Genomic DNA, 14,758 nt, shown 5'->3' with positions numbered 1-14,758 from the left:
TTAATTTTTATCAGTAATTTTGCACAATAACTGTACAAAACAATTTGTAAAGTGCAAAAATAGTTCTAAAAAATGACTATCAAAGAAATACAAGAAGAAATTATTGATGAGTTTTCAATGTTTGAAGACTGGATGGAGCGATACGAGTATATTATCGAGTTAGGTAAATCGTTACCTCTTATTGCTGAAAACTATAAATTAGATGAAAATCTAATCAAAGGATGTCAATCGAAAGTTTGGATGCATTCTGAAATTAATGGTGACAAAATCACTTACACTGCCGACAGTGATGCTATTCTTACAAAAGGAATTGTAGCGTTATTATTACGTGTATATTCCGACCAAACTCCACAAGCAATACTTGAAGCTGACACAAAGTTTATTGATGAAATTGGATTAAAGGAACATTTAAGTCCGACTCGTGCGAACGGTTTAGTATCTATGGTAAAACAAATTAAAATGTATGCGATTGCTCAGCAATCAAAATTAACAAGCTAAAAATGACAGACGAACAATTAGAAGATTTAGGAGATAAAATCGTGAGAGTTTTAAAAACCATTTACGATCCAGAAATACCTGTAGATATATACGAGTTAGGATTAATTTATGATGTTTTTGTATCTGAAGAAAATGATGCTAAAATTTTAATGACATTAACATCGCCTAACTGCCCTGTTGCAGAAACGTTACCTGTAGAAGTAGAAGACAAGGTAAAAACATTAAAAGAAATTAATGACTGTGAAGTTGAAATTACTTTTGATCCTACTTGGACAAGAGAAATGATGAGTGAAGAAGCCAAATTAGAATTAGGAATGTTATAGTATGGCAGACGAAATAGTAAATAGAGTAGCCAACAGTAAACTAGTAACTTTTGATCTCGAAGATTATTATGTTGAAGGAAAGCGTGTGCTTTTTGATATTTCTGATTGGTTATTTGAAGGTTTATTACTTAAAGAAAAGGATTTTAGGGAACATGTAAAAAATCATGACTGGTCTCAGTACAATGGAGCTTATGTTGCTCTATACTGTGCAACTGATGCTATTATTCCTTCTTGGGCTTATCTTTTAGTTTCAACAGAATTAAATCAATTTGCGAAAAAAGTAGTCATTGGAAATTTAGAATTATTGGAAACAGTTCTTTTTTCAGAAATTATAAATACCTTATCTTTAGACACTTTTAAGGATAAACCTGTAATCATTAAAGGTTGTAGTAACAAACCAATTCCTGAAAGTGCATACCCTCTATTAATATCAAAAATTCAACCTGTAGCAAAATCCATCATGTACGGTGAGGCCTGTTCTACAGTTCCATTGTTTAAGAAGAAATAAATATTATTGTTTTTTATATGAGGAAAGTATTATTGTTTTTTTGTCTTAGTATAAGTTTTTTTCTTTTTTCTCAAGAAGATGAGAAAAAAAAGGATAGTATTCCAAAAAACTGGAACTTTAATACAAAAGTTACTTTTCTCTTAAATCAATCTACTTTTTCTAACTGGACAGCTGGTGGTGCAAACACTGTCGCTGGAAACATAAATATTGTCCAAGATTTAAATTACAAAAAAGATAATTGGAATTGGGATAATAAAATCACTTCCAATTATGGTTTAAGTTATGTAGATGATAAAGGAACTCGCAAAACAGATGATCGTTTAGAGTACAATACTCTGGTAGGTTATAAATCGAAAAACAATTGGTTTTTCTCATTTATTAGTAATTTAAGAACTCAATATACGAGAGGTTTCGATTATACTAAAGATCCGAAAGTTGTGATTTCTGATCCATTTTCTCCTGCCTATTTAAGTTTTGGACCAGGAATGTTATGGAAAAAATCTAAAACTAAATACGTAAACATTGCACCATCAACTTCACGTTTTACATTTGTATCCGATAAATTTTCTGGTAGTTTTGGTGTAGATGAGGGTAAAAACTCTAGCTTCAGTTTAGGTTTTAATCTTTCTTCTTATTACAAATTTGACTTGGCAAAAAATATTTCTATGGAAAACATTTTTGCTTTGTATTCTGATTATCTTGACAGACCTGAAAACATTGATATCGACTACCAAATCAACTTCTTAATGAAAATCAACAAGTATTTATCTACCAACTTAGGCTTCCACACTATTATTGATGACAATGCTTCAACTAGAGTTCAATTCAAGCAATTATTTGGACTAGGATTAAATTATGTTATATAATTTAGTGACTTTTTAGGTATATATTTGTCTTAAGTCTTTTAGAGACGAATATCATAAAATCAAAATAATTAAAAAACATGAAAAAATTAGTTATAGCTGTAGCTTTATTAATAAGTAATTTTTCATTTGCTCAAACTATTGAAGAGCTAAAAGCTGAAAAGTCAAAGAAAGCTGCTGAAGTTGCAAAATTGCAAGGTGAGGTAGATGCATTACAAGCAAAAATTGATGCTTTCCCAGGATGGAAGTTTAGTACTTTTGGAACTATTGGTGCTAATTTTTCTGGATTTAACGATTGGTTTTCTAATGCTGTACCTAACTCATCTGCAGGAAATATAGGTATTACTGTAAACGGTATTGCTAACTTAGATCGTGAAAAATATTTCTGGAGAAATTCTGCAAACTTAAATTTAGGTTGGGTTAAGATCGATGATAAAGATGATCCAAACGACGATACTAGATTTAGAGGAACTACAGATGTGTTTACAATTACTTCTCTTTATGGTTATAAGTTAAATAAAAACTTTGCTGTTTCTACATTAGGAGAATATAGAACATCTTTTATTGAAAACTTTAACGATCCAGGTTATTTAGATATCGGGGTTGGTGCAACTTGGACTCCTTTAAAAGAGTTAGTAGTAGTTGTGCATCCTATTAACTACAACTTTGTTTTTAGTAGCTCTGGTACAACTTTCGATTCTTCTTTAGGAGCAAAGATTGTTGCAGATTATAATAGAACTATTGGTAAATTTAAATTCAGATCTAACTTCTCTACATTCCAAAGTTATAAGTCTTCAGATTTATCAAACTGGACTTGGATAAACTCTTTAGGTTTCAACATTTGGAAAGGAATTGGAGTTGGTCTTGAAACAGGTTTAAGAAACAACAGACAAGAAACGTTTAACTCTCCATTAACTAGCTTTACTAGCTTAGAAAGTACTCCAACAACAATTCAATCATACTGGTTAGTTGGTTTAAGTTACGGATTCTAATATTAGAAATTAAACAAAATATAGGCCCCAAGATTTTATATCCTTGGGGTTTTTTTATTTTTACAAAAAATTTAAAAATGGGACTACTTTTTTTCTACGGAACAATTTCAATACTTTTTTCTTTTTTATGCTCTATTCTAGAAGCTGTATTATTAAGTGTTACACCTACTTTTGTTAACTTAAAAAAGAATGAAGGAAAATCTTTTGCAAACGGACTAGAAGAGTTAAAAAAAGATGTAGATAAACCTTTAATTGCGATTTTAACTTTAAATACAATAGCACATACAGTTGGAGCTATTTTAGTTGGTTCTCAAGCAGAAACAGTATTTAAAGGAGAAGAATCTACAGGTATTTTTAGTGGAGTATTTATTGTTTCTGCAATTATGACTATTTTAATCTTAGTTGCATCAGAAATTATTCCTAAAACTATCGGTGCTACTTACTGGAAATCTTTAGCTGGATTTACAACTACTACACTAAACATATTAATTACGATTTTAAAATACACTGGGATTATCTGGGTATTACAACTTTTCACTAAAATGTTTGGTAAAGGCGGACATGGAGAAAGTGTTTTAAGTAGAGAAGATTTTTCTGCAATGACAGAAATTGCTGAACAAGAAGGTGTTTTTCAAGAAAGTGAAAGTAAGGTAATTAAAAACATGCTTAACTTTAAAGAAGTTTCTGCAAAACATATTATGACTCCTCGTACTGTATTAAAAACTGCAGACGCATCTCAATCTATAAAATCTTTCTTCGACGAAAATGCTAATTTACGTTTTTCACGTATTCCTTTATATTCTGGAAGTAGTGACAATATAATTGGTTACTTTTTAAAAGATCAGTTATTAGAAGCGATAATAAGAGGTAAAGGAGAAGAGAAATTAGAAACAATTAAGAGGAACATTATTATTACGAAGAGAGATTTACCAATTCCTCAACTTTTCGAAAATTTAATTGAACAAAGAGAGCATATAGCTTTAGTTGTTGATGAATATGGCTCTGTTAGTGGTTTAGTTACTCAAGAAGATGTAATTGAAACGTTATTAGGTTTAGAAATAATGGATGAAAGTGATAATGTAGCTAACCTTCAAAACTTAGCTAGAAAAAGCTGGGAACAAAGAGCTAAAAGATTAGGAATTATAGAATAATAATTCATTTAAAAAAAGCATTCTACAAAGCACGATTATTTAAATAATGATCGTGTTTTTTTATGCCTGATTATTTCTTCGATAAATAAACACACTTTAAAAAGAATAAACATTAGTTTAATATCTGTTTAAAGCTAATATTAGACAGTTTTTATATTTAATTGTAGAATATCATAAAAAAGAAATTATAAACCTTTAAACCCTTTAAAAAGAAAAAGCCTATGCAAATTGCATAGGCTTTATATATGAGTAGTAGCTTGAATTAGCTATTAGTCGTTAATTATCCAAGAAATATAGTATAAACTACCAATGTTTCCTGTTCCTGGAGCAACTTGGAATTCTTTTCCTAATAAGTTAGTTCCTCCAATTTTGAATTTAGATTTGATAGATGGAATTCTATAATTTAATTGCGCATCTAATACTGTTCTTGCATCAACATTTCCTTTTACAAATGGAGAAACCCATCTGTATTTATCTAACCATCTTGCATTAACATTAAATCCAAAATTCTTGAAAAGATTATTGTTTCCGAATTGAGCTTTTACTGTGTGCTTAGGCGTATTAAAGTTTGGCTCAAAGAATCCGTTATCTTTATCATCAAAAGTAAAGTCAATAAAGCTATAGTTTAACCCTAAATCGAAACTTTCGAAGATTTTAGTAGATAAAGCAATACTTGCTCCAAAAGAGTTTACTCTAGATTTACTATTTGTTACAATATTAAATTCTTGAACTAATAATTCTCCTGAAGGACCTAAGTTTGTGAATGCATATTGTGCAAAAGCATCCCACACTAAAACTCCATCTACAATATTACCAGCTTGGATTAACGGATCAGCTAATTCTGCAGGTGTTAATTGTCTGTTTCCAAAAGGATAAACCTGACCTAATTTTGGAGTTACAATATCTTGGAAGAATACAAAGTCGTTATGGAAACTGTAGAAACCATTAACATCAATATTAATATTATTAGTATCTGTGATTCCAAACATACTTCTATAACCTAGTTCGATAGTTTGTACTTCTTCTGGTTTAATTTGTTCATATTCTGACTTTACATAAGTAAAATCTGTAAATACAGTTTCAGTAAGTAAAGAATTGTTGATGATATCATCTCCAGAAATTACACCGTCTATTACAGTAGGAACTCCTAAAACATTTAATGTAATATCTTGACCTATTGCAATTCTATCTAAGTTAGCTCTAGATGTTCCAACATTGATTTTTCTTCCTGGTTGGTTGAATAAATACTGCTCTTGAATTGTTGGGTTTCTAAAACCTGTTTGGAAAGATGCTCTAACAATATGGTTTTTATCTTCCCCTAAAGCATAGTTCACTGCAAAACGTGGTGAGTAATTTCCATCGAAATTCTGAGATTTATCGTAACGAATAGAAGCTGTTAACTTTAATCTATCGTCTAATAATTTCTTTTGAATTTGAGAGTAAACACCATATTCATTTACCGTAATAGGTTGCGTAGCATCATTAAAGATTGTTCCTTTAGAATCTGGATTATACTGTCTGAATGATCCTCCAACTTGAACATCTGCCCAATCGTTAATTAAGCTTGTAAAATTATAATTACCATCGATGTGAGAATAAGAACTTCTATCATAAATTCTACTACCACCTTCTGTAATTAAAGTAGATGTAATATTTTCGAATTCTGTTTTAAACCCATTACTTCCTGGTTGTAAAGTAAAGCTATCTGCATATTCTCTAGCACTTTGTAAAATATCTACGTCAGCTGTTAAATTATTAAAATCCACTCCAGCATTATTTAATCCAATTAAATAATCAACACCCCAGTTTCCTAGTGTATTTCCAGCAGAAGATCTTGCAGTAAGTAATGCTCCAGTGATATCTAAGTTATAAGATCTTCCAGCATCATTTCTTGTGTAGTAAGTTCTTACATAGAAATTATCTCCTTTTACTTCAAATTTAGATTGTCCTATATAATAATCTCTTTGAGAAAATCTTGAAGAGTTTCCTTGTAATAAGTTATTACCCATAGCTAATCTTGTTGCTAAAATTAACTCTAAAGATTCATCTTCAAATGGTCTATAATGGAAAGATGTAGAAAACTTTAAGTTTTTAGATTTATCATCCATTAATAAATCACGTTCAGCAAAACCAGTTCTGCTAACTCTTGCATCTTGTGGTAAATTAACATTAAAAAATCTACGTCCTATATCTTGAACACTAATACTGTTGTTAAATTCATCTCCATAAACATTAACACCATCATAATCTAGTGGTCTGAAGTCACCAATTATATTTACAATTTCATTAGAATCAATTAATTTACTATTCTGATCATTAGCTAACCATTCTGTAGCTTCAAAATAAGAGAAGTTTACTTTAGCTGCAAAAGACTCGCTAAACTTGTAAGCTAATCTTGCAGATAAATCGTAAAATAAATTATCACCTGCTAAATCTTGACTTGTATATCCTGTTTTAAATAATGTACTAATTCCTGTAAAATCAAAAGGATTCTTAGTATTCATTAACATGATACCGTTATATGCATTCGCTCCATATAAAGCAGAAGACGCACCTGGTAATACTTCAACATTATTAATATCTAATTCATTTACTCCAGAAAGGTTTCCAGCACTAAAGTTTAATGCAGGAGCAGCAGTATCCATTCCATCTACCATTTGTACAAATCTAGAATTACTGAAATCAGCAAAACCTCTTGTATTGATAGAATTAAATCCATAACTACCTGTTCTAGATTGAATACCTTTTAAGTTTGCTAAACCATCATAGAAAGAGTTAGATGTTGTCTTTCTAATATCTGTTAATCCAAATCTCTCAATAGTTACTGGAGATTCAATAATTCTTTCCGGAACTCTCGATGCAGATATTACAACCTGATCTAATAATAAGTTCTCTTTAAGAATTACATTAATTTTTTGTCCTACTCTTTCAACATCTACATATTCAGTTTGGTGACCAAACGCAGAAATTTCAATAGTTTGTGGTAAATCTCCTTTGATTGTAATTTCAAAATTACCACTGATATCAGATAAAGCAGAGTTTGATCCACTTGTTATCTTAGCGTTGTAAAATGGTTCTAAGTACTCATTATACACTACACCTTTTATCTTCACTTGTGCAAAAGTAGATATAGCACATAAAGTGAAGACAATCATCGCTAATTGTCTCTTCAACATTTTAATTGTATTAAGGATTGGAAATTATTCTTCTAATGAAAAGTTTATCGGGAAACCGTATTTAACAGCAACTGGCTTACCATCTTTTCTAGCAGGCTTGAACTTTGGTAATTTAGTTACTACTCTTTTAGCTTCTTCGTTTAAAATCTCAGCATTTTCTGGTCCTAAGGTTTTAATATTTTTAACCTCACCATTTTTGTCGATGATAAAACGCACCCATACTTCACCTTCTACTGTATTTCTTACAGCTTCGGCAGGATATCTGAAGTGCTTTTGAATGTGTAACATCATTTCTGTGTTAAAGCAATCAATCATTTCACCTTTTTTTGCTGAACCACAATCAGAAAAAGCAGGAATTTTATCAACTGTATTAAATCTATCTGCTTTTCTTACTTCTTCTTCAGATAAACTATTCGTTAAAGCAGCAATACTATTTGATGCTGATTTCTTTTTTAATGAAAGTTTACTTGAAATTCCAGAATTGTTTGCAATTGTAGAAATACCAGAAGAGTTTAAGTTACCAGCTCCAGAAACGGCTGTTTTCTTTCTAGATTCTCTTTTCTTTAAGAATCTTCTCTTAGAAGCAGAAACACGTACAGTGATCTGTCTACTTCTTTTATCTTTCTTATTCTTAGCAGGTTTAATCGAACATTTTGTAATACTATTCAGATCTTCTAATGTAGTTTCTTCAGGAGTATCACAAGTGTCCTGACTAAAACTATTAAGGGATAATAATAATACTACAAGTAAATAAAATTTTCTCATACTTTTAACATTTACTAATTTACTGTAGCAGTTGTTTGGTTCTTTCAGAGCGCAAAAGTACAGATATTTTTAAAAAAAAACAAAATATTTTGCTTTTTTGATATAGATAACAAAAAAAAAGAGAGGTAGTTACCTCTCTTTTTATGATTATTTCAATACTTCTTTTAGTTGTTGATAACCCAAGAAATGTAATATTGTGAACCAATACTTCCTGTTCCAGGAACACTGATGTAATCTTTACCTCCTAAGTTTGTACCTCCAACTTTAAATATAGATTTTAATGCTGGAATACCATAGTTTATTTGGGCATCTAAAACAGTTCTTGCCTCTACAATACCATCTATAAAGAACGACTCGTATAAAAATTCATCTTGCCAACGTGCATTAATATTAAAACCAAAGTTTTTAAATAATCTACTATGACCAAACTGAACTTTTACTTTATGTTTTGGTGTATTAAACGATTCTTTGAATTCTGGATCTTTTCCATCTGATTTAAAATCAGCAAAAGCATAATTAGCTCCAAAATCAAAACCATTGAAAACTTTAGTATTAAATCCTGCAGAAAAACCATATGTATCGATACTTGAATCGGTATTTGTACGAATTACATATCTTAAAATATCTTGATTACTAATTGCATCAATACCATTAGCAGGAGCTCCTGCTGGCACATCTGTTGAGTTTACGGTTCCGTAGAATGGAACAAAAACATCTTTTGTTGTAATAAAATCTGTATGTAAGTTATAAAAACCAACGATATCAAATTCAAAAAGATTATCAGCTAAATTCACAGCACCACGATAACCTAATTCGAATGAACGTACTAATTCAGGAGTTACAAAGTTTAATTCTGCTTTCTCTAAATCTGCTACGTTACCTGTTTGTGAAAATCTTTCAATAGATGTAGCTGTATACGAATTTGTAAACGCATCTACTCCTGATAAAGTTGTTGTATAGTTTGTAAATGCTCTTGAAGTAACTTCTGTTTGCTCTCTACTTAAGTTTTCTTCTACTGACCCTAAAAACACTCTATCTGCACCTAATTGTAAACCAATATACTGGTCTTGTGTTGTCGGGTTTCTAAATCCTGTCTGGAATGCAAATCTGAAGTTATGATCTCTTTTTTCTCCGGCAGCATAAGAAACTGAAAAACGAGGAGAGAAGTTACCATCAAAGTTATCCGATTTATCGTAACGAACAGTTCCTGTTAACTTTAAACGATCATCTAAAAGTTTTTTCTGTAGTTGAGTATAAAAACCAAAAGATCTGTAAGCGATTTCTCCATCATCATCCGTATAAATTTGTCCTCCAGAATCTAAGAAATACTTTCTATAACTTCCACCTACTTGAATATTTGCAAAATCTATATTATCTGCAAAATTGTAATTCGCATCAACATTTAAGAAACCTGAATTATCTACTAATCTTGCTCCTCCTTCACTTACTGATGTATTTGTGATATCATTAACTGCTGCGTTAAAAGCAGGAGTTCCTGGTTGTAGTCTATTTGCTTCTACTCTAGATCTAGCTTCTAAAGCAGCAGCTTCTACAGGTAATGGAGATGGATTAGAAGGACTAGGCGTTATTAACTGAAAAAATTCACTAGCAAATAGGCCATAATAATCTTCATTCCTTAACCATCTATTATTTAAAGAAATACCAGCTAACCTAGAGTCCCAAGTTCTTCCTGCATCATTTCTAGATAAATAACCTCTAACAAAATAGTTATTCCCTTTTACCTCTAATTTATATTGTTTAATAAATGCATCCTTTTGAATATATCTGTTACTTGCATGTAAGTAGTTATCTAATAAATTAAATTTAGAAGATAAGATAATTTCAGTATCATCTTTCCATGGTCTGAAATATAAACCTGCATCAAAAAGTAACGACTTTGCATCTGTATCACCTAATAATAAGTCTGCTTCTGAATACCCTTTTCTTGCAATATTAATTCCATTAAAAGCGGCCAATAAATTCGGATCAGTCACACCAGCAATTCTAGCAATTCTTGTTAAAGGTAAACTGATTTCATCTCCGTAAACATTTACACCATCATAATCTAATGCATTTTCATCAGGAGTTCCATCGATAATATCTCCACCTTGTCCTGTAGAATTTCTTTTATCATTAGCTAACCATTCTTCACCAGCACTATATGTAAAGTTTGCTTTAGCAGCAAAAGTGTCTGAAAACTTATGAGCTAAACGAATACCTACGTCATAGAATTGAGATTGTCCTCTTCCTTCTTGTGTTGTAACACCTGTTTTAAAATATGTACTAATTCCCCCATCATCAAAAGGATTCTTACTAGTCATTAATAAGATACCGTTGAAGGCGTTTGCTCCATATAATGCAGAAGCCGCACCTGGAAGAATCTCGACATTTTTAACATCTAATTCATTTAATCCAAATGTATTACCGAAAGAATAATCTAAGATTGGCACCGTAGTTTCTGCACCATCTACTAACTGAATAAAACGAACATTAAGTGTATTTGCAAAACCTCTATTAGAGTTTACAGTTTTTACATTGTAACTATCTGCTAATACATCAATTCCTTTTAAATTACCTAAACTTTCGTAAAAATTTACTGAAGGTGTATTTTTTATTTCATTTACACCTATTCTTTCAATAGTTACAGGAGATTCTATAACTCGTTCAGGTGTTCTCGAAGCAGAAACTACGACCTGATCTAAACCTAACGTTTCTTTTAAGATAACATTTAAATCATCATCTGCACTTGCTATTTGAATAGTTTCGGTTTGATAACCTACTAAAGATACTATTATTGTTACGGGGAACTTTTTTACCTTAACCACAAATTCACCATCAAAATTTGAACTTGTAGTTTTTCCTTCACTTGTTTTTACAGTTGCTCCAGGAAAAGGCTCTAAGTACTCATCGAATACTAAACCTTTAACTTCTGTCTGCGCCAACAAAAAATAACTGCTTAATACAAAAAGCAGCAAAAGTAATTTTTTGACCATTGCTTATAAATTTTGATTAATTGAATTTTATCTGAGAAGAAAGTTACTAAATTATTAGTTATCTTCTAAAGAAAAGTTAATAGGAAAACCATATTTTACAGATATCGCCTTTCCTGCTTTAGTTGCTGGTTTAAATTTAGGCAAGTTAGAAACTACTCTTATCGCTTCATCTTTAAGAATCTTACCACCTTTAGGACCTAAAGCTTTGATATTTGTAACATTACCATCTTTATCAATAATAAAACGTACCCAAACCTCACCTTGTAATTTATCTATCATTGCTTGATTCGGATAACTAAAGTGCTCTTGAATATGGCTTATCATTTCATTATTAAAACAATCTAGTTGATCTCCTCCTAATTCACTAGAACAATCAGGGAATGCAGGAATATTATCAACTGTACTAAATTTTTCAGCTTTACGAACTTCTTCTTTAGATAACGTATTTGTTAAAGCTGCTAAATTTGTTTTTAACTTTAATGTTTTAGAAATATCAGTTGGATTATTAACTGCAGAAATACCAGAACTATTTAAATTATTAGCTTCTGAAGCAGCTTGTTTTTTTCTCTTTTTTAAAAACCTCCTTTTTGGTGCAGAAACTCGAACAGAAATCTGTCTCGATTTTTTATCCTTACCATTTTTAGATGGTTTTACTGTACATTTAGTTATGCTATTTAAGTCCTCAATAGGACTTTCTGGAGTATCACATGTTTCATTACTGCCTTGACTAAAGACACTAAAAGAAAACGCAAAAGATGCTATATAAAAAAATTTTCTCATAAGTTGGGGAATTAAAACTTATTAAATAAAACTTAATAAGTTTACTAAAATCACACTATGTTCCACTTGCAAAAGTAAAAAAAAAATCCTATCGCTTAATTCGAAATTGATTTTTTATACTTTTTTGACCATTATTAATGTATTTTTTGCAATTTTCACATCAAAATTGGTTCTTAATATAAGAAATTGTTATATGGAAAGATTTTTGAATGAATTTTTACTACTTCATCATAAATAGTATCCTTAAAGTTTTCTATGTTTTCTTTTTCTACTGCAGAAATAAAACACGCTTTTTTCTCTAGATCGTTCATCCAAGTTTTCTTCCAATCTTCAATTGTGTAATGCTCTTTACCTTTAATAGTAACTAAATCATCTTCGTCAATTGTTTCATGTGTATAAGCATCGATTTTATTAAAAATCATAATCGTTGGCTTGTTAGCACTTTCTATTTCATCTAAAATTTTATTTACAGAAGCAATATGCTCTTCAAAGTTAGGATGAGAAATATCTACAACATGAACTAATAAATCTGCTTCTCTTACTTCATCAAGCGTAGATTTAAAAGATTCTACTAATTGTGTAGGTAATTTTCTAATGAAACCAACTGTATCTGTAAGTAAAAAAGGAACATTTTTAACCACAACTTTTCTTACAGTGGTATCTAATGTTGCAAAAAGTTTGTTTTCAGCAAAAACTTCACTTTTACTAATTAAGTTCATTAAGGTAGACTTACCAACATTTGTATAACCGACTAAAGCGACACGAACCATTTTACCTCTGTTCTTTCTTTGAACAGCCATTTGTTTATCTATGGTTTGTAACTTTTTCTTTAGTAAAGTTATTTTATCTCTAATAATACGACGGTCTGTTTCTATTTCAGTTTCTCCAGGACCTCTCATACCAATACCTCCTTTTTGTTTATCAAGGTGAGTCCACATTCGAGTTAATCTTGGTAATAAATATTCGTATTGAGCTAACTCTACTTGAGTTTTTGCAGAGCTAGTTTGAGCTCTATTAGCAAATATATCTAAGATAAGATTGGTTCTGTCTAAAATTTTACAATCTAAAACACGCTCTATATTTCTAAGCTGAGCAGGCGATAATTCATCATCAAAAACAGCTGTTCCTACTCCATTAGCATCAATGTAGGCTTTTACATCATCCAATTTTCCACTTCCAATAAAAGTTTTAGGATTTGGTTTATCTAGTTTTTGTAAAAAACGTTTTACAGGCACTCCACCCGCAGTGTGAGTTAAAAATTCTAACTCATCAAGATATTCGTTAGCTTTGTCTTCATCTTGATGTTGTGTAATTACACCTATTAAAACTACCTTTTCTGATATTGCTTCTCTCGTTTCTATCATAGAAGGCAAAAGTACAAAAAGTACATATTGTAAGTTCTATTTCTTTGTGCATTTGTAAATAAATGCTGGAGGAATATTTAGAGGTTCGAATTTTAAGCTTACATTTTCTTTTCCGAACAATTTTTTAAACTTTTTAAAATAGTCTAAACTATATTGAAATTGAACGAAATTTCCATTTGTATTTAATGCTTTGTAAGATTCGTCCAGAATATTTTTTGAAATTGGTTTTGGTATTATAGAAAGCGGAAGACTTGAAACAATACAATCTACATTTTTATACCCTTTCTTTTCAATTTCATCAATTATAAATTCAGCAGAAGTATTTAAAATAGTTAATTGTGGATGATTAATTTTCTGTAATTCTTGATAAAAAGTTTCATTGATTTCGAAACTAATTAAATGATTATTGGGTTTTAATTTTTTAAGGATATGTTTTGTTATAATTCCATTTCCAGCTCCTAACTCAACTATTAAATTAGTTTCATTAAAATTTATTCCTTTAAGCATTTTTTCTGCTAGGAATCTTGAGCTAGGTGTAATAGTTCCAGAAGTTTTAGCTGCTAGAACAGCTTCTTTAAAAAAATTAAGTTTCTTTCCCAAATACTATTTATTTTTTAAATTTATCAAAAAATTGCTAAGCAAATATGCGCTTTTTAAAGGATTTATTGGGTATTTTTTATCCTAATTTATGTTTAAATTGTGAAAATCTTCTGTTTTCCAACGAAATAATACTATGTAGTAACTGTAAAAATGAACTACCGATAGTTAACGAAAAAGATACTTTTATACCTGAATCTTTTTTGAACTTCGATTTAGAGAATTTTGAAGCTTTTCTATATTACAGGAAAGACAATATTACTCAAAAGCTAATTCATCAACTAAAATACAAGGAACGAGAAGATGTCGGTGTTTTTTTAGGTGAGTGGTTTAATCATGAGATTAAAAAAAGAAATTTATTTTCTGAAATTGATTATGTAATTCCTGTTCCTCTACATAAAAAAAAGTTAAAAATACGAGGCTATAATCAAGTTGATTCTTTTGCTAAATGTATTTCAAAAGGATTAAAAACGAATTTTAGTAATAAAAATTTAGTTCGAATTTCAAACACTAAAACGCAAACAAAAAAATCGAGATTCGAACGTTATAACGAGAGTTCATCTAAGTTTTCTTTAGTTGACACAAGTTTTTATGAAAACAAACATGTACTTCTTGTCGACGATGTAATTACCACTGGCGCAACTATTGAGTCTTGTGTTAAGGCTTTATTAAAAACCAAAAACATAAAAATAAGTGTTCTTACTATAGCTTATACACTGAAAGTCTAATAGTTTTTTTACTACTTTTG

13 protein-coding genes are annotated in these 14,758 nt (G+C 30.2%); 7 read left to right on the top strand and 6 right to left on the bottom strand.

All coding sequences use genetic code 11. The annotated features are described in order from the left end of the window. The first annotated feature begins 72 nt into the window (after positions 1-72). The 6 genes from Q1A46_RS07285 to Q1A46_RS07260 all read left to right on the top strand — a co-directional run bounded on the left by Q1A46_RS07285 (position 73) and on the right by Q1A46_RS07260 (position 4,335). Positions 73-498 (top strand): SufE family protein, encoded by a 426-nt coding sequence (locus tag Q1A46_RS07285; protein WP_299676004.1) that lies wholly within the window; start codon positions 73-75, stop codon positions 496-498. A 2-nt stretch (positions 499-500) separates the two neighbouring features. Continuing rightward, on the top strand, positions 501-821 hold the full coding sequence (locus Q1A46_RS07280) for a DUF59 domain-containing protein (RefSeq protein ID WP_299619492.1): 321 nt from the start codon (positions 501-503) through the stop codon (positions 819-821). Between the two features lies 1 nt (position 822). After that, positions 823-1,329: a DUF2480 family protein gene (locus tag Q1A46_RS07275; RefSeq protein ID WP_299676001.1), complete on the top strand. Its 507-nt coding sequence runs from the start codon at positions 823-825 to the stop codon at positions 1,327-1,329. 17 nt (positions 1,330-1,346) lie between these two features. Next, entirely contained in the window at positions 1,347-2,195 is an 849-nt protein-coding gene (locus tag Q1A46_RS07270; RefSeq protein ID WP_299675998.1) for a DUF3078 domain-containing protein, read from the top strand. Between the two features lie 77 nt (positions 2,196-2,272). Further along, on the top strand, positions 2,273-3,184 hold the full coding sequence (locus Q1A46_RS07265) for a DUF3078 domain-containing protein (protein ID WP_299675995.1): 912 nt from the start codon (positions 2,273-2,275) through the stop codon (positions 3,182-3,184). Between the two features lie 77 nt (positions 3,185-3,261). Beyond that, positions 3,262-4,335, top strand: a complete 1,074-nt coding sequence (locus Q1A46_RS07260; protein WP_299675992.1) for a CNNM domain-containing protein — start codon at positions 3,262-3,264, stop codon at positions 4,333-4,335. A gap of 269 nt (positions 4,336-4,604) precedes the next feature. Here the strand turns inward: Q1A46_RS07260 and Q1A46_RS07255 are convergent, their stop codons facing one another. The 6 genes from Q1A46_RS07255 to Q1A46_RS07230 all read right to left on the bottom strand — a co-directional run bounded on the left by Q1A46_RS07255 (position 4,605) and on the right by Q1A46_RS07230 (position 14,013). Further along, a complete protein-coding gene (locus tag Q1A46_RS07255; RefSeq protein WP_299675989.1) occupies positions 4,605-7,511 on the bottom strand; it encodes a TonB-dependent receptor domain-containing protein in 2,907 nt (968 codons plus the stop codon). 24 nt (positions 7,512-7,535) lie between these two features. Further along, positions 7,536-8,276 carry an energy transducer TonB gene (locus Q1A46_RS07250; protein WP_299675986.1) on the bottom strand — a complete coding sequence of 247 codons (741 nt, stop codon included), beginning with the start codon at positions 8,274-8,276 and terminating at the stop codon, positions 7,536-7,538. A gap of 164 nt (positions 8,277-8,440) precedes the next feature. Further along, a complete protein-coding gene (locus tag Q1A46_RS07245) occupies positions 8,441-11,218 on the bottom strand; it encodes a TonB-dependent receptor (RefSeq protein WP_299675983.1) in 2,778 nt (925 codons plus the stop codon). Positions 11,219-11,323: 105 nt separating this feature from the next. After that, positions 11,324-12,049, bottom strand: coding sequence for an energy transducer TonB (locus Q1A46_RS07240; protein ID WP_299675979.1), 726 nt, complete (start codon positions 12,047-12,049; stop codon positions 11,324-11,326). A gap of 173 nt (positions 12,050-12,222) precedes the next feature. Further along, on the bottom strand, positions 12,223-13,413 hold the full coding sequence (gene hflX, locus Q1A46_RS07235; protein ID WP_299675976.1) for a GTPase HflX: 1,191 nt from the start codon (positions 13,411-13,413) through the stop codon (positions 12,223-12,225). A 36-nt stretch (positions 13,414-13,449) separates the two neighbouring features. Beyond that, positions 13,450-14,013, bottom strand: a complete 564-nt coding sequence (locus Q1A46_RS07230) for a class I SAM-dependent methyltransferase (protein WP_299675973.1) — start codon at positions 14,011-14,013, stop codon at positions 13,450-13,452. A 200-nt stretch (positions 14,014-14,213) separates the two neighbouring features. Between Q1A46_RS07230 and Q1A46_RS07225 the strand changes: the two genes are divergently transcribed. Then, a complete protein-coding gene (locus tag Q1A46_RS07225; RefSeq protein WP_299675969.1) occupies positions 14,214-14,738 on the top strand; it encodes a ComF family protein in 525 nt (174 codons plus the stop codon). The last annotated feature ends 20 nt before the right edge of the window (positions 14,739-14,758 follow it).

It is taken from the genome of uncultured Tenacibaculum sp., from assembly GCF_947502995.1.
GTDB lineage: Bacteria > Bacteroidota > Bacteroidia > Flavobacteriales > Flavobacteriaceae > Polaribacter.
This window is presented reverse-complemented; position numbering and strand designations above follow the sequence as displayed.